We start from the raw sequence: 21,792 nt of genomic DNA, 5'->3' as shown, positions 1-21,792 counted from the left end.
TCACAACCAGCGGCGAGCCGCGACGGCGCAGAGCAGCGCCAAAACCAACAGCCCCCACCTCGACAGGGTCGGGATCTCGACCGCCGGCGGCTGATAGCGCAGCCGCGCCACGAAGCCGTCGACGCCCCCGCCGAAGGTCGGCTGGAAGGGGCGCGCGATCGGAAAGGCCAGCCCCTCGTCGGTCGACCCGGCGAACACGAAGTCACCGGCCGGTAGCTGCTCGACGCCGTTGATGAAGTCGTCCCCTTCACCTCCGAAGTAGGTCCCGAAGGCGAGCTCCGTGGCTTCCTGGCGCAGCAGCGCCACAAAGCCGTCGCGGCCCCGGATCAGACGATCCTGAAAGGCATCGCGCACCGCCAGATCCGGGGAGGCGGTCGAGCCGGCAACGGCGAGGCCGCCCTCCGGCAGGAGGGTCAGCGACAAGATCTCATCGGTCAAGACGCCCCCGAAGTAGCTCGCCACCTGGAGCGCCGCGCCGCTCGGCTCGAGGGCAGCGAAGAAGCCATCACGGCCGCCTCCGAGCCGCGGCTGAAAGGGCACCGCCTGCCCCCCGGCCGCCTGCACCGGAAAGTCGTCCGATTGGGTGTAGCCCCCCACCCAAGCATTGCCCGCCGCATCGAGGTCGACGTCGAGCACGAACTCGAGCTCCGTTCCTCCCAGGTAGGTCGAGTACACCAGGGCCGAAGCATTGGCCTCGAGGCGAGCCACCCAGGCATCGGAGGCGATGCCGCGGCGCACGCTCTGGAAGGGTGCGGGACTACCGGCCAAGGGAAAATCGTCCGAGAAGGTGGCTCCCGCCAGGGTGATCTCACCGCTCGGTGAAAGCGCGACGGTGCTCGCGGCCTCGTCGTCGCTTCCTCCCAGGAAAGTGCCGGCCACCAAGTTCCTGCCGGTGTCGTCGAGGTGGATCAGGAAAGCGTCCTGGCGGCCAGCCAACGCCGGCTGGAACGCCCCTGCCGGGACCGGAAATGCCGGCGACTCGGTGAACCCGGTGACATAAAGGGACTCGTTCGGCGCCACCGCGACGCCATTGGCCCGGTCCCAGCGATCGTCGCCGAGGAAGCTCAGGTAGACGAAGCGGTCGCCGGCGGCAGCGAGCTTGGCGAAGAAGGCGTCCGGCTGACCGCCATCGCAGGCCCCGTCAGAGCCGCAGGCGCCATCGAAAGCCCCGAGGGTGACCGGCAGGTCCGGCGAATCGGTCTGCCCGACGACGTAGACATTCTCGGCCTGATCGATCGCGACGTCGATCCCGAACTCGTCGCCGCTGCCGCCGAGGTAGGTCGACCAGAGAACCGTTCCGCCATCGGAAGCGAGCTTGCTGACGAAGGCATCGCGACCGCCGCCGGTGGCCGGCTGCGCCGCCCCGACGACCGGGAAGTCCGGCGAATCGGTCGTCCCGACCAGATAGAGGTCGCCGTCCGCGTCGAACTTCACCCGCACCGGCACATCGACGCCGGTACCGCCGAGAAAGCTCGCGAAAACCAACACCGTGGGGTCGATCACGAGCGGCAGCGAGGGATCGAAGGAAGCCACCCGGAAACCGACCTCGACCGCGCCCTCGAGATACTCGAGGACGTAGGAGCTGGGCACCACCCGGCGCTCTCCCGCCACCTGCTGGAAGGCGATCGGCGGTGCCTGCCGGTAGCGGCCACCGGCCGCCGACGACACGACCAGGGAGCCATCCGGCGCCAGCTCGACCTTGGAAGCACCCTCGACGGCCATTCGAACCCCCTCCGGCGAGACGCCGGCGGCGAGCTCGAAGTCATAGCGCAGAGCGCCCGGCGAGCCGTGCAGCCGCACATCGACCCCTGGCCGAATCCGCCGATAGAGCACCTCTCGGAAATGCACGAGGCCGGTGACATGGCGGTCTGCCAGCAAGTAGTGGCTGCGCCCCGGCAGGCTTCCCCGGGGCTGCACCGTCTCCGCCCTTCCCCACTTGAAGGCGATCGGCGCCGCCGGCCCGTGGGCGTCGAGGACGATTCCGTCGGCCAGCAGATGGGCACCATAGCCCGGTCCCCGAGCCGACAGCAGAACCTGCGGATCGAGCTGCCCGCCATTGACCTCGAAGAACACCCCCGGCGAGGCGGCAGCGGCCGGCACCAAGCCACAAGCGATGGTCAGAAGTGCTGCCCCAAAGCTCAGCCCGCGAGCCCTCCATCGGCGACTCGAAACTTCCGCCGCCGCGCCCTTCTCCTCTACGATCTCGATCATCATCCACTCCTCTTCCCTTGCGATGATACGGGGGTGTCGAGAGAGAAGAGGAGCGTGGCGAGGTTCCGTTCCCAGGAAGAGCCGAGGAACCTTCGCGGCCCACGAACCATGGAGTGGTTCTCGAAGGCCGTCTTCCGCCACCCCGGGCGAACGGGCAGCGGGTTCGCCCGCTGGCCATGATCGGGCCGGTGCCGGCACCGCGCTGTGGATTCCGCCCCGGCACCGACAGGATTTCGCCGCGCTTCCTGTCGCACCGTCGACGCCGAAGGGTCACATGCACCTTCTACGGTAGGCTGCCGCTATGCTCAGCCGTCCAGCCGATGACGGTCTTTTCGAGGGAGGAAATACCATGCGCACTGCACCCACTCGCCTTTGGATCATGGCACTCGTTCTGCTCGTCCCCGGCCTTTTCGCCTGCGGCGGCGCCGGGACCGATTCCGGCGAGCGACCCACCGCCGTCGTGATGATCATCGGCGATGGCCTGGGCCCCGCCCAGATCGCCTATGCCCGGCGGCAAGCCCTCGAGGTCGGTGAGCGCTTCGCCTTCGAATCGCTGCCGGTCATCGGTATGGTCTCGACCTACTCGGCCTCGAACGCCGTCACCGACAGCGCCGCCGCCGCCACCGCTTTCGCTTCCGGCGTCAAGGCGGTCAACGGCCAGCTCGGCATCGATCCCGACGGCAACCACCTGAAGACGATCAGCGAGCAAGCGCGCGAAAACGGTTGGAAGATCGGCTACGTCACCAACACGGCGATCACCCACGCCACGCCGGCCGGTTTCTACGCCCACGTCGAAAACCGCTATCTCGACGCCGACCAGATCGCCGTCGACCTTCTCGAGCAGGCTCCGGATCTGGCCCTCGGGGGTGGCTTCCGAGACTTCGTGTCGCCGGTCGACTTCGGTCGTCGCAAGGACGGCCGCAACCTGCTCGACGAGGCTCGCGAGCAGGGCTACACGGTTTGGAACTACGACTCCGACCTCGGCCAGCGGCCACCGGAGCGCCTCCTCGGCCTGTTCGCGGGCAATCACCTCGGTTTCGAGCTCGACCGCGAACGCCTGCCGGAGAGCCTGCGCACGCCGCCCCTCGATCAGCTCGCGAGCATCGCCCTCGAGGCCCTCGGCCGCGATGGCCAGTCCTTCTTCCTGCTGCTCGAAGGTGGCCGCATCGACCACGCCGGTCACGACTTCGACGCCGCCGGCGTCGCCGCCCAGGTCGAGGCCTTCGATCGCGCCGTGCAGGTGGTCCTCGACTACCAGAAAGAGCACCCCGACACGCTGATTCTGCTCACCGCTGACCACGCCACCGGCGGCCTCGCCGTCAACGACTTCGTCGATTGGGCAGCGGCCGAACGCCAGCAGGCTTCGATCGAGTGGACGGTCTCCTCACTCCAGGACGCCGAGGATCCGGCGCCGGCGCAGGACGTCCGCGATTGGATGGGCTACGAAGACCTGCCGGAAGAGACTCTCGAAGAAATCCGCGTCATCGGCGACAAGTATGAGGCCGCTCGCGCCCTCGGCAACTTGCTCGCCGAGCGCCATGGCGTCACCTGGGTGCCGAAAATCGACAGCTTCAACACCGCCGGACACACCGGCGACGACGTTCCCCTCTACGCCGGCGGCCCCGGCGCCGAGAGCTTCAGTGGCGCCCTCGACAACACCGAGATCCCGCAACGCCTTGGGGCGTTGCTCGGCTGGGGCGCTCCGAACGGCTGAGAGCCACCTCCAAACGCACCTACGATCCCCGGCAACCTAGCCGGACCCGCTCACTGAATCGGTCGATTCCGCAGAGGCCCGGAGCCGGGCGATACGTTTCTCGAGATGGCGACGGACGGCCGGGCTCGGACTGAGGGCGAGGGCTTGCCGAAAAGCCGTCTCGGCCTCGTCCCGCAGGCCGCATCGCGCGGCCAGATCGCCACGAGTGGCCCAGGCCGGGAGGTAGGTCGCCAGGGCGGCATCGGAGAACACCTCGGTCCCCTGCTCCAAAGCCTCCTGCGGCGTCTTCGCCTGGGCGAGGGCCACCAGCCGGTTGAGCGCCACGACCGGTGACGGCGCAGAGCGCATCAACCCGTCGTAGCAGCTCAAGATACGGCCCCAATCGGTGGAGTCATAGGTTTCCGCCGTGGCGTGACAGGCCGCGATCTCGGCCTGATAGTGATAGGGCGTGAGCTCGCTTCCGCGAGCCGCGCGCAGCAGATAGTCCAGGGCCTCGGCGATCAAGGAGCGGTCCCAGCACGAGCGGTTTTGATCTGCCATCAGGAGAAGATCACCGGCACCGTCGACGCGGGTCGACAGGCGGGCCGCCTGGAACCTCAACAGCGCCGCGAGGGCATAGGTGGACGGCAGCGAGGTCAGGGGATGGGCGGCCAACAAAGCACTCAGGCGCAGACCCTCTGCGAGCAGATCACGGCGCACCAGGGACTCGCCTTCGGCCGCGTCCCACCCTTCGTTGAACATCAGGTAGACGATCTCGTGAACCACCTCGAGGCGCGCGATCAGATCCGCCGACTCGGGCATCGCGAGCTCGACACCAGCATCGCGCAGACGGCGTTTGGCGCGCACCAGACGTTGCGCGATGGTCGCGCGGCGGGTCAGCAGGGCGCGAGCGATCTCCCCCACCGAGAAGCCTCCCACCGTCTTCAAGGTCAAGGCCACCTGATCGTCACGCTTGAGCAGCGGATGGCAACAGGCCAGGATCATGCGCAGCTGATCGTCCCGCACCTCCCGGGCGAAGGCCGGCGGCGGCGATTCACCATCATCCGGTAGACGCGTCAGCAGGGCCTCGATGCGCGGTCCTTCCTCGCGCCATCGGCCGCGCCGCCGCAGCACCTCGAGAGCCCGGTTCTTGGCCACCTGGATGATCCAGGCGCTGGGATTGTCGGGCATTCCCCGAAAGGGCCAGAGGCGCAGGGCCTGGAGTAGCGCCTCCTGCACCATGTCCTCGACCAGATCGAGATGGCGCAGCCCGAAGATGCGCGTCAGAACGGCGACCATCTCCCCCGCCTGGTGACGGAAGAGATGGTCGATCGACTCTCCGACGGCAGCCTGCGAGCCGGGAGTCCGTCCGGACGAGTCAGTCATCGCCTCAGCCGTGAACGTCATCGATGCGGCGCAGCTCGATGCGCTCGCCGTACTTCAGGTGCGGGCAATCACGGCACAGCTCGACGGCCTCGTCATAGTCCTCGGCGGCGATGGTGAAGTAGCCCCCGACGATCTCCTTCGCCTCACTGTAGGGGCCGTCCGTCACCCGCACGCCGCCGTCCACCAGGGAAAGCTGCCGACCGCCCTCGTCGGCGAGCTTCTCGCCCCCGATCAGGCGTCCCTGGCCCTCGAGGCGCTGGCGCCAGGCGACGTACTCTCCCACGATGCTCTGAATCTCCTCGGCGGAAACATCACTGAAGTCGGCGGGGCGGTCGTGCAAAATCAGCATGAACTGAGCCATGGTCCTTCTCCTCTCGTTGGTTCGAACGATCACCGAAGAGCGTTTCTTCGGCCGTGTCGACCCCTAGACGAACGGCCCGCCGGAGAATCGACAAGCAGCCCCAAAAAATTCTCGAGCGCCCACCCGGCAGCGGGCGCGAACCGAACCCGGGCGCCACATCTTGCCGCTCTCTCCGAGCCCTCCGCAACCCCTCTGCTAGCGCTCACCCGATTACCGACCAAATCAATAGTTGACACGTCATCTAATTTCCTCTACAGTTTCGCCATGGTCGAAAGCCGCCTCCTCCGCGAGCTCAAGCAGAGCCGGCCCTTTGCCTCTCAGGCAACGGAAGCACTGCTGTCGATTCTGAAGACCGCCGACATGGTGCGCTCGCGCACCGCGGCGATCTTCAAGGAGCGCGGACTGACGGTCCAGCAGTACAACGTCCTGCGCATCTTGAGAGGGGCGCTGCCGGAAGGCCTACCCACCCTCGAGATCGCCGACCGCATGGTCGAAAAAGCACCCGGGATCACCCGGCTACTCGACCGCCTGGAAAGCAAAGGATGGGTGCGCCGGCAGCGCTGCCCGGAAGATCGTCGACAGGTCCTCTGCTGGGCGACGCCGACCGCCCTCGAGCTGCTCGCCGAGCTCGATGGCCCGGTCAACGCCGACGAGGTTGCGACCATGGCCGGCCTCGACGCCGCAGAGCAGGCCCAGCTGATCGAGCTTCTCGGCCGCCTACGGGCCAGCCTCTGAGGAATCCACCCGCTCGAAGCGATTTTTCAAGAAAAACTTGACTGGTCAACCATAGACCTGTCATCCAAAACCACGAGGAAACCATGAACAAGACCCTTCGCCGTACCCTCATCGCCCTGATCGCCGTCTCCCTCCTCGCCATCGGTACCACCCTGCCGGCGAGCGCCGAGGTCAGCACCCACACCATCGACGCCAGCCATTCCGAGGTCGGCTTCGAGGTCCGCCACCTGCTGTCGAAGGCGCGCGGCCGCTTCGACGACTTCAGCGGCACCATCGTGGTCAACCAGAAGGAGCCCTCGGCTTCGTCAGTCGAGTTCACCATTCTCGCCGGCAGCATCGACACCAACAACGAAGATCGCGATCAGCACCTGCGGAGCGACGACTTCTTCGCCGTCGAAGAGCACCCGGAGATCCACTTCGTCAGCAAGCGGGTTCAAAAGGTGTCGGACGGCCAGTACCGCGTCACCGGCACCCTCTCGATGCGCGGCGTCTCGAAGGACATCACGCTGCCGGTGGAGTTCCTCGGCACCATCGACGATCCCTGGGGCAACACCAAGGGTGGCTTCCGCACCGAGACGGTGATCGACCGCAAGGACTTCGGCATCGTCTGGAACAAGGCCCTCGACCAGGGCGGCGCCATCCTCGGTGACGAGGTCGAGATCGAAATCGAGCTCGAGACTCAGCTGGTCAAGGAAAAGTCCTGAGGCCAGATCCCGGAGAAGGCTTCGAAAGCCGGTCGCTCATCGCCTGGGCGACCGGCACCTCCGGCCTCAGAACTGCTCGAGGCCAGCCCCCAAGTCCTTGCCGATGGCGCGCACGCTGCGGTGCATCAGCTTGTCGTACTTGCCGCCCCCCACGCCGACTCCCGATCGCCGTTCCTGCGTGAAGCGGAAAAAGACCGTTCCGGTGGCGGCATCGACCACCTCGGCGGAGATCTTGGCGCGCGTCGCCCCGGCTCCGAAGCTGGCCCAATAGCGGGCCGCCCGCGACCCCGGATCCATCTCCACCACCCGGCCGCGCAGCAGCAGCGCACCCTCGCCGCCCGACTCGCCGGCCTCCACCTTCAGCCGCGACAGCTCCTTGCGCAGGCCTTCGATGAGCGACGACTCGACATCTTCGAGCACCGCCACCACGTGGCGATAGCTGTTGTCATCGGGCTCCGGAAGGGGCGTATCCTCGGTCGCCAGTTCGGTGACCACCAAACGTTGGTAGTCGTCCAGGTCGAAAGTCTCGACGATCTCGATCTGGTCCATCTCGTCGTTCCAGTCGACGTACTCGCCCGGCGCCGTCGGGGCGCCCTTGCCCTTGCGGGCTTCCGCCAGCGCCGGAAACAGCAGCGCTACCGCCATCAGGACCATCCATCCGCGACAGGTCTTGGTCATATCCCGTTCCCATCCTTCCCTTGATTTCACTCGATCACGATCGGTGGCGGCAACTCAGACCACCGCCATGCCAATCTCCCGGTCGTAAAGCCGGCCCCGATCTTCTCACCAGATTGCTTGGCGCAAGGTCGCGGCAGCTTCGGCAACCGGCGGCCGGGAAGCAGAGAACGATTGATTAGGTCGAACTAGCGTTTCCGGAGCACATCGGCGGGCACGAAGACCGGGCCGCCGTCGAAGCCTTCGCTCTCGGTCAAGCGAGTCAGGCGGCCGCTGGCCAGCTCGAGAAGCCAAAGCTCCCAGTCGCCCTCGCTCTCGCCACCAAAGGCGAGACTCTTGCCATCCCTGGACCAGGCGGGAACCAGATCGTTCCCAGGTCGGCGAGTCAAGCGCTCCACCCTCCCCGTCGCAAGATCGAGCCGAGCAATCTCGATTTCGCCGTCGAAGCTGGTATCGAAGGCGATGGATCGCCCGTCCGGTGACCAAGCAGGGTGTCCAACGTAGACACCCCGCCGAGTCAAACGGCGCACCTCGGGGGCTTGGCCTCCAAGCGCAATGGCATGCAGATCCCAACCGGTCTCGAGACGACGAGCGAAGACCAGTTCGCTGCCATCGGGTGACCAGGCGGGATATCGATCGCTGGCCGGACCACTCGTGAGCTGCTCTTCCTGACGACCATCTATACGGGCGACATAGAGGTTTTCCTGCCCCCGCCGGCGCGCGCTGTAGGCGATCCTCTCGCCGTCCGGTGACCACACCGGCGCCGCATCCCCGGCGAGATCGTCCAACACTTTCTCACCGGACGACATCAGGATCGTCGGTTCCCCGAAGCGTTGATAGATCAGACGATCCCGAGCCGCATCGAAGCGGCCTCCACCTTCTGCCTCCGGCGAGCCGACGACAAGGCGCAACTCACCGGTCTTCGGCTGCAGGGCATAGAGGTCGCCATCGCCACTGCGAGCCGACGAAAAGACGATCCACTCGGCTGGCGGCGCACCCATCCTGCTCACCGAAGCGCAAGCGGTCGCCGCGAGCAGAACGGCCAACCCCAGCAAAAGGAGGCCCTCAGTCTGGGAGCCATCACCGTTCGGTTTCCGAGCCCTCGGTTTCATGGCGACAGCTTAGCGACCACCGCTCGACGGGTCTCGAGCCGCTGCTGCCATCATGGCTGCAATCCGGATCGAGCTTGCAGACGTCGTCACCCTTCGAAAAGGACTCTGGAGTCGAATCGGCTCAGGGGGCTCGGAAGGCGCGCCCACCACCGGCGCCGACAAACGCCAGGGCCAGTAGAACGACGATCAGCAGGAAGCTGTACTCCATGCCATTACGCCCGGCACCGACCACGAACCAACCTTCCTGAGCGTGTACCAGAACGACCCCGAGGGCGAGCTCGGCGGCGAAGGCCAGGGAGATCGGGCGAATCCAGCGCCCGAGGGCGAGAAGGCCGCTGCCGAGCAGCTCGAAGACGGTCACCGCCCAGGCGCAGGCCAAACCCAACGGAAAGCCACTGGCGGTAAGAAAAGTACCGAAATCATCGACGATCCCGAGCGCGATGCGGGCACCGCCGTGGATCGCCAACAACAAGGCGACGGCGATGCGCAAGCCGGCGAGAGCCCGCCGGGGCCGGGAATCACGAAGATCTTCGGTGCTCACCGGCCTATCCTAACCGGAGACCGCACTTCGGCCCTGGGACGACCTCTCGACCGTCGGCCTCAGCACTCGCCGCAATCACACATGCAGTCTTCCCAGTCGAGCTCGCAGCCTTCGGTGCACATGAAGGTGTTCGGCGTCAGGTTGCAGTAGCGGTTGATGCAGTTTGCGAAGGCGTCGTCGCACTCGTCAGTGCAGGTCACCGGTGGCGGATCGAGAGGCCCGGTCATGACGGTGACGTCGAGCTCGTCGACGAAGTTGATCGCCATGTAGATCATCTCGTCGAACACTCGGCCGCTGACGATGCCGAAGGCGATCTCGCCGGCAAACACGGGGCCACCGCTATCGCCGCCTTGAGCGAGGGGATCGTCCCCGGGCTCGGCGAGCATGAAAGTGGCTTCCGCTTCGATCAGATAACCCGGGGCGAAATCGCGACCGCTGATGGTGCCGCAGGTGAAGCCGGTGGACGAGCCGTGCTTGCAAACGAAGGTGCCGTTCGCCTGATTGTTGCGGTGCCGCGTTCCAGACACCGGGCGAATGGCGTTGGCCGCCTGCATCCAGGGCTTCAACGCATAGACGTCGTAGCGATGCCACTGGATGTCCTGCGAGCCGCGCACGTCTTCGCGCTGCATCGGGAAGTGGGTGCCGATGTAGTACAGACGATCCAGGCAGTGTCCGGCGGTCAAAATGCCGCGCAGGCGGGTGGCGTTGTCGAAGGCGGCAAAGCCGGTGGTGCAGTTGAGATTGCCCAGGGGTTTCTTCAAGAAACGCAGGCCGGCGTAGACCTTGGCGAGCTCGACCGGCTGCGCCAAAGCTTCGACCGCCTGGACCTCGACTGCCGCCGGCAGGCGCAGAGAACGATCCGCCAAACGGCCCCTCAGGCCCGCCGCATCGGTGCTGTAGAGCTCGACCCGATTGCCCTCGACGTCGAGATTCGCATCGATCTCGGCTCCCAGCTCGCGCGCCATGTAGATCGCCGCCTGCTGGGCCGCCTTGAGCTCCTCTCGCGAGTAGCGAGCGTCGCTGCGCAGCTCGAGGTGCGGCCGCAGCTTGCGATCGAGCTTGAGTCCATCGAGGACGTGGCGGCCGTGGGGTGCCTTGAATCGCACCACCACGCGAAAGTCCGGCTCGTGCTCGATCCACAAGCCGGCGAAGGCGCCACCGTGCTCGGCCATCAGCTTGGCGTCGAGCTCTCCCACCGCTGCTTGCAGCTGGAGGCGACGCAGGGCTTCCGCTTCATGAACTCCGTAGAGAGCCGTGTACTTCGCGACCTCCTCCCGGAACTCGACCAGCTGCGCCGACAGGGGCGAGGCGGCCAATACGACAACCATCAGAGCGAGTCCCAGGCACAGCATCCGCATCCGCGTCATGACGATCTCCTTGGCTCGGACATTCAAAGTCCAGATAATTTAAATATGCAAAATAGAGATTATCACGAATAACGGTAGCTCACCCCTCGGCGTAGGACCTCGGTTCAGCCCCGCTCGAGCTCGTAGAAAAGAGTGTCTAGGCCGGCGACCACGGCCTGCCGACGGCGGACCATCCCGAGCCGGTCCAGCAGCTTCTGCGAAGGCCGATTGCCGACATCGGTGCTGGCGGCGATGCGCTCGAAGGCGAGAGCCTCGAAGCCATGGCGAATCACCCGCGTCGCCGCTTCGAAGGCAAAGCCCTGGCCCCAGTGATCGGCCGCCAGACCGAAGATCAGCTCGAGCACCGGCGGCTCGTGGAACGGCCAGAAGCCAGCAAAGCCGATCAGCTCCGCATCGTCCCGCCGACGGAGCCCCCACAGGCCGTGCCCGAGCTCGGCGAAGCGCTGCTCATTCTCCTCGATCAGGTCACGGGTGGTCGCCAAGGGGATGACCTCGTCATCCCACAGAAAGCGCCGCACCGGCTCGGAAGTCCACAAGCGGTGAAGCGCCTCCGTATCGTCGGCAGACAGCGGTGCCAGAACCAGGCGGGGGCTCGAAATCTCCAAGGATCTACTCGGCGTTCAGGGCGCGGACCAGGCCATCGGCGGCAGCTCGACCCGCTCCGGAATGGCCTCGAGCTCCCCCGTGGCCAGCCAATGGTCGACCGCCTCGCGAAAGCCCTCGACCTCTTCGCGCGCTTCCCGCAGGGCGCCGTGGGAGCCCCCTTCGACGTGGACGAAGCGGTGCCTGCGGAAGAACGGCCGCAGCTCGACGGCGTTTTCATAGGGCGTCGAGGTGTCCCAGTTGCCTTGCACCAGGAGGGTCGGGATATCGCTCTCGAAGGGCCGACGGAAGTCCTCGCCGAGGTCCGCATCCCAGGCCGCGCAGGCGACGTCGTAGAAGCGCCAGGTGCGCCCCACCAGGGCCGCTGCCGGATCGTTGCGCAATCGCTCACCGCGCTCCTCGCTGATGCCGGAGGCGCAGTCGATCAGGAAGAACGCGGCATCGCTCATGTCGCGGTCGAGGCGGTCGTCGACATAGTCCACGGCCGCTTCCTGGAAGTCTCCCGAAATCATGGCGAGGAGATCCTTGGGCCAGGCGACCATGCGGTGCCGAAAGGCCGTGCTGCCAGAGTAGCCGCGCACCAGCGAGCGCAGGGCGTCGCCATCGAGCTCGACCTGCAGCGCCTCTCCGTCATGATCCACGCTCACCGCAATCGGATTCCCGTCGGCCGCTTCGACCAGGCTCCGATAGGCCGCCAGCAAACCTTCCGCCGGCATCGCCGCGGACAGCTCCGGCGAGGCCTCGGCGGCGGCCGCGATGCGCTCGAGGGCCGCCAGATAGTCGCTCGGCATGTCGTAGGTGTGATCCGGTCCCTCGAGACCTCCCAGGGTGGCCCGCGCCACCAGCTCCGGATGGTTGCGCATCACCGTCATCGCCCAGTGGGAGCCGAAGCTCACGCCCCAAAGCTGAATCGCGCCATAGCCCAGCTCGGTCGCGATCTCGGCGACGTCGGCCGCCGCCTCCACCACCGTGAAGCCCCCGAGATCGAGCCCCTGCTCCTCCCAGGCTCGCCGACACTCCTCGGTCGCATCGCTCAGCGCCTCGGCGAGCAAGTCGTCATCGAACACCTCGCGAGCGGTGAGCTCGCGGCTCGGCCCACAGGGCGTCTCGCCAGACGAGCCGAAGCCTCGCTGGCCGGGAATCACCACATCGGACAGCGCCGTCAGCGGCGCAATGCGGTCTTCGTAGTACCCGGGGCGATCGAGATAGGGGCCCAGCCCTCCGAATCCCGGGCCCCCGCGCAGCATGAAGATCGGTGGTGCCTCCGCAGGCGCACCGGGCTGACGAGGAAAGCGGAAGAACTCGACCTCGATGCGATCTCCCCCCTCGAGCGAGCGCCGCACCGCCGTCTCGAGGACACCGCGCTCGTACGTGGCCTCGCCACCGTCTTCGAGGGCGAGGGTCTCTTGGAACAGGGTGAGGGAACGGCGCTCGACGGTCTGAGTCGCACAAGCGCCCAGCAGCAAGACGGCCGTCATTCCAGAAAACACCACCAGAAAACGCTGCAGGCTCATGGACTCTCCTCTTGAACGGAGTTGACGATCGCGAGCAAATCGCGCAGCAGGTCGGCGAGGCGGTCGCGATCGGAAGCGGCGACGGACGCCATCAGCTCCTCGGCCGAGGCAAAGCGCGCCGCAATGGCGCGATCCACCAGCTCGCGGCCGCTCTTCGTCAAGGCCACCGAGCGTCCCCGCCGGTCCTGTGGGTTCGGCACCCGCTCGACCCAGCCCTGCCGCTCCAGCCGATCGAGGCAGGCGGTCAAGGAACCACTTTGAATCAGAACCTTCTGCAGCAGGTCGGCCGGCCGCAAGACACAAGGCTCACCGCTGCGCCGCAAGGTCGCCAGCACATCGAGATCGGTGTAACCGAGGCCAAAGGGCGCCAAGACTCGGTGGGCGCGCTTCTTGAGGGCCTCCCCGAGCAGGATGAGGCGCCCCACCACGGCCATGCCGTCGGTCGCCAGGTCGGGCCTCTCGCGCCGCCATTCCCGCTGCAGCTCATCGAGCAGGTCTTCTCTTCCCATGGCCCCATGCTAGGAATCAAGATTCTTGATGTCAAGACAATCGACCCCCGAAGGTACCTCCGGGGGTCGATTCGCAACCGGCCGCGCTGAGAGCAGGACGCCACGGTCAGTAAGACTTCATGGCAGACAGCTCCCTGCCGCCCTTGACGGGGTGCGCGGCCCGAAAAGCAATCAGCAAGCGAAGGAAAAGCCGCGAAGCGGACTTTTCAGCGCTGCTAGTTGACGCAAGCTGGCGTGCGATGGATGTCGTAGTAGCGGTCGCAGTCGACGTCGGCGATGTTGCTGCTGAAGCTTGCGCTCGGCAGCACGATGACCGCCCCACCATGAACGTTGACGTTGGCATAGCCACCACCGCGCAGCGTCGCCCGGTTTCCACTGATGCTGCTGGCCGTCACCACCACATCACCCTGGGAGTTGAGGATGCCGCCACCCAGACGCCCCCGGTTGCCGAGGATGGTGCTGTTGTCGATCTCGAGATCACCGAAGTTGTTGATCCCGCCTCCGAGGGTCGGCGAGCGATGGCCGGCCACCACACTGGCATCGAGCACCTGCAAGAAGGCGTCGGCATAGTTGACGATGCCGCCGTAGGTACTGTCGGCCCCGCTGCCGAGAACATAAACCGTCTCCAGCCGGGCCGTGCCGTGATTGGTGATCACGGCGCGGGTGGCGTCCGTCAGGCGCAGGTTCTCGAAGGTCACGTAGGCGTCGCTGTCGATCTCGAACACCGTGAGAGCGCCATTGCCATCGACCGTGGCGAAGCCGCTGGCGCAACGGATGGTGAGGTCGCGATCAACCATCAGATCACCCTCGAAGAAGGTCTCGGCCGCGAGCTCCAGGGTGTCGCCGTCACTGGCGGCGGCCAGGGCACCTTGGATCGAGCTGTAGGCGCAGCCGGAAGCGCAGACGGTCAGGGTCGCCGACTGAGCAGCCAGCGAGGTCGCGAAGAACAGGACGAAGAGGATCAGGATCGATTTGGCTTGGGACATGACGTCTCCTTTGAAGTTCGGATTCGGTGAGCACGGAAGCGTTCTTGGGATCGGCCCCGTGCTGTGACGGCCCCATCTCAGCCCACAGCGGGTCCCGGCGTCCTCTAGGAACTCTCGGGCTTTCCTCTGGAAACCTCGTCCTCCCCTCGGAGGCCGCCGAAAAGCCCCACGGACAAAGGAATTTCCGCTGGCCTGGCTGCCGACAGCCTCGAGGATGTCCTCGGGGCTGCAACGATCAGCCCCTTCAAACCACTGAAAAGACGAGCCTTGGTCATCCAGAGAGTTTCCAGAGACGAGCTAGAGGACTCGCTCCCTGGAACCGCGTTTCAATGACCTTCAACGCAGCACCGAATCACTCAGTCCTCGCGACAGATCACCGCCGCAGGGCTTTTCCTTTCAGGAGTCGAACCATGTCGACCTGCATCCAGTTCCGTCCTTCCTCAACCTCGTCCCGCTCCGCCGGCCGCGGTCTGATCCTCACGACCGTGCTTTTGCTCACCCTCGCCACCACGGCCACGGGCACCACCATCTCGGTGACCTCGACAGCCTGGGGAGACGACGGTGAAAGCACTTGCACCCTCTGGGAGGCCGTCAAGACCGCCAAAGAAGCGTCTTCCACCGGCGGCTGCCGCTGGATTTCGGGTAGCGCGGCAGCCGTGATCGAGCTCGCCGCGGACACCACTTACAAAACCGAAGGCCAGCTCCCCAAGATCGTTGGCGGCGTCACCATCAACGGTCACGGCGCGCGCATCGAAGCCGCAACCTCGGCCAGCGATCATCGTTTCTTCAATGTCGGGGGCACGGGCTCCTTGAATCTGGTTCGGCTCACCCTCGCCGGCGGCCGAGCTCCCCGCGGAGGGGCCATTTGGATCAGCCAGGAGGGCAAGGTCGAGGGACTGCGCCTCGAGCTCTCCGACAACCAAGCGACCATCGCCGGCGGCGCCATCTACAGTCGAGGAGAGGTCGATCTCATTTTCGCCACCCTGAGGAACAATGCCGCGGTGAGCGGTGGAGCCCTGGCTGCCGACCGCGGTCGCTTGGACGTCTTCAACAGCACTTTCTCGGGCAACACCGCAACCAACCGGGGCGGCGCCATCGTCGCCTGGTCGAACGTCGATCAGCTCACCTTCCGCAACAGCACCTTTTCGGGCAATGAGGCCTTCGAGGGCGGTGCCCTCTACCGCAGCGGACCTTCCAATACGCCTGCCGACACCGTCGAGCAGGTGACCTTCAAGGGCAACAGCATTCTTCCGGCCGGCAGCGGCAGCTCCCTCTACCTCGCCGGCGACCGTGCTTTCGCCATCGAAAAGACCGCCTTGCACGGCGACGCCGACCTCTGCGCCGGCGACCTCGCCGGTCTGGCGAGCGGCGGACACAACGCCGCCACCGACGCGAGCTGCGCCCTGACCCATCTCGACGACCATGAAGACGTCACCTTCACCCTGACGGAAGCCCTCGTCGACGACGGTGCATTCACCAAGGTCCACATTCCGCTCTGCGACATCCCGGCGGACGAAGATCCCTTCTGCTCGATCCTGTTTGACCAGTACCCCTGCGAGAACGTCGGCCGCGTTCCCGACCAGCGCGGAGTCGACCGCTTCAACTTCGGCGACGGCCTCAACAACCCGGCCCCCCTCTGCGACATCGGCGCCTACGAGTCGATCTGCCATACCTCCATCGCCGATCCCGACTCGGTCACCACCCTTCTCTACACCGACCAGTACAAGAGCGACGGCAACGTGCTCAACAACGGCTCCTGTGCCGGGGCCGAAGAGACCTTCACCTTCGATCCGGTTCCCGCCGACGGTTGTCAGCTCGCCTGGCAGGTCCACGGCCTGAGCCTCGGCATCCGCGCCGTCTGGTTTCTCGAGCCGGACTGTGAGCTGGACTGCTTTGCGGATCCCGCCGGCTGTCAGCAGCACTGCACCGCCGATAACTCCGACTGGGAAGCGAGCCTGCCCAGCGGCGTCGAAGCCTCCGCCGACGACACCACCGCGGACGACGCCTACTTCGTCGTCGACGTTCCCACCTGCTACCTCGAGCGAGTGAACTACGTCATGGAGTTTGTCGACGGTGAGGTCGACTTCTGGGATCCAGAAACGGCCATCGAGTCCGGCGATGGAACGTAGTCAGGGATTCTGTAGGTAGGAAATGTCCGAGCGCCGGCAGAACTCGACGAAATCCGGAGCTCGGTAGCCCGCCCGGCGCAGCCGCACGAAAAGCGGCAGCGCCGATTCCGTTTCGCCGAGCAAGATCAGCGCACGCGCCAAATCCGCGAGAAGGCGTCCATCCTCGGCCCCGGTGGCCAAGGGCTCGAGCAGGTCGCGGGCCCGCTGCCAGGTCTGCCGTGCTCGGGATTCGTCGCAAGCAGCCCGCAGAGCCTCCCCCCGCAGGAGCTCGACGGCCCCCAGGCTGCCCTGGGCTGTGCGGTCGGCTGGATTGCGATCGAGCACGGACTCGAGCACGCGGCGAGCCCGGTCGGCCTCATCGAGACCGACCGGCGCCGCTCCCCGCGCCAGCGCGAGATCGGCCAACCGCAGATGTCGAGCGGCCAACTCTCGGCGCCAGCCGGCGCGTGATTCGTCGCGCTCGACCAATCCCTCGAACATCTCCAGAGAGCGTCGATACAAACCCTCGGCAGCGGAAAGGTCTCCTAGAAACTGCCGCGCCCGCCCAACCTTGCCGAGGGCGATCGCCAGGTTGCGCTGCCAGCGAGCATTGTCGCCATCGATGGCCAGCAGGCGTTCGAAAACCGCCTGCTCGGTCTCATAGAAACTTTGTGCCGCGGCCGCGTCGCCGCGCAGCCAGTGGATCAAGCCAACATAGCCGGCACTGGTGGCGAGGCGCTCCTGGAGACGGCTGTCCTCGGGCTCCTCGGCCGTCAGTTGGAGCAGCACTCGATGATCGCTGCGATAACGCTCGAGGGCTCCGGCGAGATCTCCCTGCCGCTCCAGCACCCGCCCCAGGCGGTGAAAGCTCGAGGCCAGGGCGAGCTGCAGCTCGCGATCTTCCGGTTCCTCGGCCACCAGTTGTTCGATGATCTCCAAACGCTTCGTCATTTGCTCGCGAGCCTCGTCACTGCGACCGAGGTCGGCGAGCACTCCACCGACATTGCCGTGCCCATAGGCCAGCTCGAGACGCCACTTGCGCCGCGCCGGATCGTCTGAGACCAGCCTGCCGTAGACCGATCGGTGAGCCTCGAACGCCTTCAAGGCAGCCTTCACGTTTCCCCGTCTGCGCTGCACATCGCCGAGCCAGAAGCGGCTATCAGCCAGATCCGCCTGCCACTGCGCCCGCGACGCATCTCGGCGCGCCAGGCTCTCGGCGACGCGGGCGGCCTCGGCGAAGGCCTCCTCGGCCCGCTCGAGAGAACCGGCGCGCATGCGGACATCGCCGATCTGCCGAAGCGCCTCGGCATGGCGCGCCAGAGCTTCGTCGGTCATTTCCTCGACGGGGAGCGAGCCGTAGTACCGCAACACCTCGCCGGCCGCCGATTCGAGAGCATCGAGACGACCCACCCCCTCGAGGGTGCCGCGCAGATCTCCCAGCAGAAAGGACACCAAGGTCTCGGCACGCTCGCGGTGGGCCTCGGCCCGATGGCGGGCTTCGACGGCCCAGAAAGTCAGCACGCTGACCACCACCGCCACCAGTCCAGCCACCGCCGCCAAGGCGCTCAAGAGTCGACGCCGACGCTGGGCATGAGCCAGCGCTTGGCGCGTCGCTTCCGCTTCGGCGAGGCGACGACGCTCTTCTTCCCACCGATGACGTCGTATCTCGAGGGTGCGCAGGCGTTCGGCAATGTCGAGGGCGCTCATCGAGCGCTGCTTGGGGGAGCGATCGACACACAAGGCGATGTCTTCGCGCAACAGGTCGTCCTCGACGTCGCGCTGCCAGCCCGGCCCGATGGCGCGATCAAAACGTCCCACGACCGATTGATAGAGCACGACTCCGAGGGCGTAGAGGTCGGATTGAATGCTCGCCGGCTTGCCCTCGAGCAGCTCGGGCGCCAGGTAGAGACGGGTTCCGCTCTCGCTCGACGTGTCGTGCGTCTCGGTCAGGCCGAGAGCGGTGATCCCGGCCGCCGCCAGTTGACTGGGATCGGACACTCGCCCGATCCCGAAATCGGTCAGACAGACCCTCGGCTCGCCCTCCCGTCCCTCACCGAGCAGCAGGTTTCCGGGCTTGACATCCTTGTGCAGGATGCCGATCGAGTGCGCCGAGGCGAGCGCTTCGCAGGCCTGCGCCACCACCTCGAGGCGAGTCGCGAGCGGGATTTCCTCCAGGCCGCCCTGCGACTCGGCCCAATCCGCAAGACTGCCCCCTTCCACGTACTCGAGCTCGAGAAAGTAGGGCGCTTCGTCGAAGTTCCAGTCGAGGATGCGGGCGATATCGCGACGATCCCCGAGCCCTTCCTTGAGGAGCCGAAACAGCGTCACCTCACGCTGCAGTGCGCGCAGGCGTTCGACCTCAGTGCAGAACTTGAAGACTCGAAAATCACCGGTCTTGGCGTGGCGGGTCAACCACACCTCACCGAAACCTCCTTCACCGAGCTTCCGAACCAGCTGCCAGTGGGGGCGCTGCGGAACCACCAGCGCCGAAGCCGGCCGCCAGCCAAGCACGGTGCGCTCGACTCCGGTCGGGCGCAGGAGTCCGGTGCCCCCGGCCGGAGGCGACAAGGGTGCGAAACCTTCGACGCCGACCTCGAAGACCTCGATCGATTCCGTCGCCCCCTCCAGGGCATAGTCCCCATGGGCGAGCCAGCGCAGGGTGGCTCCCTCGTCCGAGACCTCCTCACCCGCAGCCCGGGAGAGATCGAAGACGCTGCGCGACACCAGAACCTGCCGACCGACAGCAGCGAAGACCAGCGCCGTCGCCAAGGAAACCCCGGATCCTCCGACCTCCGCCAGGGCCGACGAATCCGTCGACTCCTGCACTTCGACCTCGTCGAGATGAACCGACACGGCCGGCGCTCCGAGGGCCGGCAGCTGGCGGGCCCATTCCTGCTGAAATCCAAGGGCGAAACGTACCGCCGCGACCGCGCTCCGGAAGAGCCCGCCGAACACACCTTCGACCGGTCCTTCCACGGGATCACCAAAGCAGATCGGGCGACCTTCGTGCCGGCCGAGCAAGCCCTGGCAAAGCTCGTCAGCCTCCGCCGCGGCGACCTCCTGGCGCCAGATGACCAGAGCTCGAACCGCCACCACCGCTGGGCGACTGACTGGCGCGAGCAGCCGATATCCCCGGCGCGGCACGGTTTGAATGAAGGAAGGATTCTTGGCGTCGTCGCCAAAAGCCTTGCGCAGCTCCCAGATGCAGTGGGTCAAGGCTCCTTCCCCGACGAAGGCCTGATCCCAGACCGCATCGAGGAGCTCGTCCCGACTCAGCACTCGACCGGCATGGCGCGCCAGCTCCAGCAGCACCGCCGCGGTCCGCGGCTCGAGGTGGACGCTATCCTCGGGCCCGGTGAGCTGATGCAGCTCAGGGTCCAGTACCCACTCGCCGATACGAAACACTTGTGCTGCGCGCGGCACCAAAGCCTCCCAATTCCTTACGTAAGCATGTGATCCGGACTCTCAGGAGTATTACAAACGATCGAGTCCGGGAGCCCTGGGAACTGTCGTAGAGTCGTGGCGATCTCGGACAGAACAGTCAGTGCCTCGGGCCGCCTCTCGAGTTGGCCGCGCGAAAAAGAGTCCCACCGTTTGACCGAGGGTTTTCGAATGATGAGTTGGTTCACCCGCGTCCTTGCCGGCACTACGCTCCCGCTGCTTCTAGCCTGCGGTCCACCGCGCCTCGACATGAGCTCTCCGCAGGCCTCGGCGGCCTCGGTCGAGCGGGTGCGCAGCTCGTTGCCTGCCAGCCAGCGACCCGACTTCGACCAGGCCCTCGGTCTGATCGCTTATCGGAATCTGGAAGACGCCGAGCTCTTCGCACGATCGCGAGTCGAATCCTCTCGCCCCTTCGAGATCGGAGTGGTTCCGGAGCTCGACGGCCTGTCGGGACGCGAGGTGCTCGAAACCGGCCGGCGGTTACATATCGAGCTCAGCCTGACCGCGGTCGAAGGCCAACGCCAACGGCGCGAGAGTCAGCGCCGTGAGATCGACCGTCTCGAAGCCCGACGCTCATCGGCCGAGAGCGCCCAGCAGCACCTCGACGCCTTCGAGGTCACCCACGCCGCCTTCTCCCCGGCAACCGCCGAAGCCAGGCCACGCATCGACCTGGTGGTCACCAACGGCACCAGCAGCACCATCGAACGCGCCCGATTCCTCGTCCGCCTGGAGGTACCGGGGCGAATGGAAGCCGCCTTCGAAGGCCAGTTCGACTACCGACCGACGGAAGGACTCGCCGCCGGCGCCGTCGGGGCCTGGACGATTGAGTTCAACCGCTACGACCGTTGGGGCAGTCTCGAGCCCTCTCCGGGCAGCCGTTTCGCCGTCACGCCGATTCGACTCGATACCGACGAGGGCCGATCCCTCTTCCGCAGCCACCGCTTTTCCGAGCGCGATGCACGCAAGCTCGAACGCCTGCGAGGCAACTGAAGTCAGCCACTTCGCGCCCCTTGGCCGGAGTTCGAGCACGAGCTGAATCAAGTCGTTTGACACGGAATGTTATGCTGAAGAGATGATCGCCTTATGGCCAAAGGGTAATGCCGCCAAGCTCCTTCGGCGCCCTGGATACCTATTGCTGGTGAGCCTGCTGGCCCTGACCATCGCCGCCTGCGACAGCTCGAGCCCGACGGAGCCCGCGCCACCGTCACCGGCGGGCAACATCGTCTTCGCCAATCCCCAGGCTCTGGCGCCCTACCAGGCCACCATCACCCAGATCATCGAGGACAACTATCGGCTGGCCGGAACTCGCCTTTCGATCGCCGGCGTCCGGGTGACGGTCACCGCCGATGCCGCCCGCACCATTCCAGGCTTCGGCCTCGGCGGCTACGCTCAGGGACCGAACGACATCGAAATCGTGGTCGATCCGGCCTTCGGCAGCCTCGAGACGTCGATCGCGCAGTACCTACCGCACATCGTCGCCCACGAGCTCCACCATGCCGCCCGCTTCCGCGGTTTGGGCTTCGCCCGCACCCTCCTCGACCACATGGTTCTCGAGGGCATGGCCGACCACTTCGCCGTCGACCTGCTGGGCATCTTGCCACCCCCCTGGTCGGAAGCGCTGTCGGAAAGTCAGATCACCGAGATGCTCCAACGCGCTCGCCCGGAGCTCGACAGCAGCGCCTTCTCTTTCCAGGCCTGGTTCTTCGGCAGCGGGGCCGACATTCCCGCCTGGACGGGCTACTCCCTCGGCTTCCACCTGGTCAGCGAGTACCGGACTCGCAATCCGGGCAGCGACGCTGCATCGCTGGTCCACACCCCTTCGGACGCCTTCCGGCCGCCGTCGTAG

The 21,792-nt window shown here is 66.1% G+C and carries 18 protein-coding genes; 6 read left to right on the top strand and 12 right to left on the bottom strand.

Annotated features, from left to right (window positions below; all coding sequences use genetic code 11):
• A complete protein-coding gene (locus AAF604_17365; protein MEM7051443.1) occupies positions 1-2,211 on the bottom strand; it encodes an IPTL-CTERM sorting domain-containing protein in 2,211 nt (736 codons plus the stop codon).
• 349 nt (positions 2,212-2,560) lie between these two features.
• On the opposite strand from AAF604_17365, the gene AAF604_17360 reads away from it, so the two are divergent.
• On the top strand, positions 2,561-3,925 hold the full coding sequence (locus AAF604_17360; protein ID MEM7051442.1) for an alkaline phosphatase: 1,365 nt from the start codon (positions 2,561-2,563) through the stop codon (positions 3,923-3,925).
• Positions 3,926-3,961: 36 nt separating this feature from the next.
• Here the strand turns inward: AAF604_17360 and AAF604_17355 are convergent, their stop codons facing one another.
• Together AAF604_17355 and AAF604_17350 are read right to left on the bottom strand one after the other, a co-directional pair.
• Complete coding sequence (locus AAF604_17355) at positions 3,962-5,290, bottom strand: sigma-70 family RNA polymerase sigma factor (GenBank protein MEM7051441.1); 1,329 nt, start codon at positions 5,288-5,290, stop codon at positions 3,962-3,964.
• 4 nt (positions 5,291-5,294) lie between these two features.
• Positions 5,295-5,651 (bottom strand): YciI family protein, encoded by a 357-nt coding sequence (locus tag AAF604_17350; protein ID MEM7051440.1) that lies wholly within the window; start codon positions 5,649-5,651, stop codon positions 5,295-5,297.
• Between the two features lie 264 nt (positions 5,652-5,915).
• On the opposite strand from AAF604_17350, the gene AAF604_17345 reads away from it, so the two are divergent.
• On the top strand, positions 5,916-6,386 hold the full coding sequence (locus AAF604_17345) for a MarR family transcriptional regulator (protein MEM7051439.1): 471 nt from the start codon (positions 5,916-5,918) through the stop codon (positions 6,384-6,386).
• Between the two features lie 83 nt (positions 6,387-6,469).
• Positions 6,470-7,090, top strand: a complete 621-nt coding sequence (locus AAF604_17340) for a YceI family protein (protein ID MEM7051438.1) — start codon at positions 6,470-6,472, stop codon at positions 7,088-7,090.
• A gap of 66 nt (positions 7,091-7,156) precedes the next feature.
• On the opposite strand, the gene AAF604_17335 is transcribed toward AAF604_17340, so the two are convergent.
• From AAF604_17335 to AAF604_17300, 8 genes are all read right to left on the bottom strand, one after another.
• A complete protein-coding gene (locus tag AAF604_17335; GenBank protein ID MEM7051437.1) occupies positions 7,157-7,768 on the bottom strand; it encodes a DUF4410 domain-containing protein in 612 nt (203 codons plus the stop codon).
• Positions 7,769-7,953: 185 nt separating this feature from the next.
• The gene (locus AAF604_17330) at positions 7,954-8,766 is read right to left on the bottom strand and encodes a hypothetical protein (protein ID MEM7051436.1); all 813 of its coding nucleotides are present in this window, start codon (positions 8,764-8,766) and stop codon (positions 7,954-7,956) included.
• A gap of 232 nt (positions 8,767-8,998) precedes the next feature.
• The gene (locus tag AAF604_17325; protein MEM7051435.1) at positions 8,999-9,418 is read right to left on the bottom strand and encodes a DoxX family membrane protein; all 420 of its coding nucleotides are present in this window, start codon (positions 9,416-9,418) and stop codon (positions 8,999-9,001) included.
• A gap of 59 nt (positions 9,419-9,477) precedes the next feature.
• Positions 9,478-10,785: a S1 family peptidase gene (locus AAF604_17320; GenBank protein ID MEM7051434.1), complete on the bottom strand. Its 1,308-nt coding sequence runs from the start codon at positions 10,783-10,785 to the stop codon at positions 9,478-9,480.
• Between the two features lie 104 nt (positions 10,786-10,889).
• Positions 10,890-11,390: a GNAT family N-acetyltransferase gene (locus AAF604_17315; GenBank protein MEM7051433.1), complete on the bottom strand. Its 501-nt coding sequence runs from the start codon at positions 11,388-11,390 to the stop codon at positions 10,890-10,892.
• Between the two features lie 15 nt (positions 11,391-11,405).
• Entirely contained in the window at positions 11,406-12,902 is a 1,497-nt protein-coding gene (locus tag AAF604_17310; protein MEM7051432.1) for an alpha/beta fold hydrolase, read from the bottom strand.
• Positions 12,899-13,411, bottom strand: a complete 513-nt coding sequence (locus AAF604_17305; GenBank protein MEM7051431.1) for a MarR family transcriptional regulator — start codon at positions 13,409-13,411, stop codon at positions 12,899-12,901. Before AAF604_17305 ends, AAF604_17310 begins: the two co-directional genes overlap by 4 nt.
• Before the next feature lie 215 nt (positions 13,412-13,626).
• Positions 13,627-14,397, bottom strand: a complete 771-nt coding sequence (locus AAF604_17300; protein ID MEM7051430.1) for a hypothetical protein — start codon at positions 14,395-14,397, stop codon at positions 13,627-13,629.
• Between the two features lie 410 nt (positions 14,398-14,807).
• Between AAF604_17300 and AAF604_17295 the strand changes: the two genes are divergently transcribed.
• Positions 14,808-16,526, top strand: a complete 1,719-nt coding sequence (locus tag AAF604_17295) for a hypothetical protein (GenBank protein MEM7051429.1) — start codon at positions 14,808-14,810, stop codon at positions 16,524-16,526.
• Here AAF604_17295 and AAF604_17290 read toward each other — a convergent pair whose 3' ends face one another.
• Positions 16,527-19,928 carry a winged helix-turn-helix domain-containing protein gene (locus AAF604_17290; GenBank protein ID MEM7051428.1) on the bottom strand — a complete coding sequence of 1,134 codons (3,402 nt, stop codon included), beginning with the start codon at positions 19,926-19,928 and terminating at the stop codon, positions 16,527-16,529.
• Positions 19,929-20,117: 189 nt separating this feature from the next.
• Here AAF604_17290 and AAF604_17285 point away from each other — a divergent pair, with 189 nt between their 5' ends.
• Together AAF604_17285 and AAF604_17280 are read left to right on the top strand one after the other, a co-directional pair.
• Complete coding sequence (locus tag AAF604_17285; protein ID MEM7051427.1) at positions 20,118-20,936, top strand: DUF6694 family lipoprotein; 819 nt, start codon at positions 20,118-20,120, stop codon at positions 20,934-20,936.
• A 148-nt stretch (positions 20,937-21,084) separates the two neighbouring features.
• Positions 21,085-21,792 carry a DUF2268 domain-containing putative Zn-dependent protease gene (locus AAF604_17280; GenBank protein ID MEM7051426.1) on the top strand — a complete coding sequence of 236 codons (708 nt, stop codon included), beginning with the start codon at positions 21,085-21,087 and terminating at the stop codon, positions 21,790-21,792.

The sequence above is a fragment of the Acidobacteriota bacterium genome (assembly GCA_039028635.1).
Lineage (GTDB): Bacteria > Acidobacteriota > Thermoanaerobaculia > Multivoradales > JBCCEF01 > JBCCEF01.
Note: the sequence above shows the minus strand (reverse complement) of the source record. Positions and strands in the feature narration are given on the sequence as shown.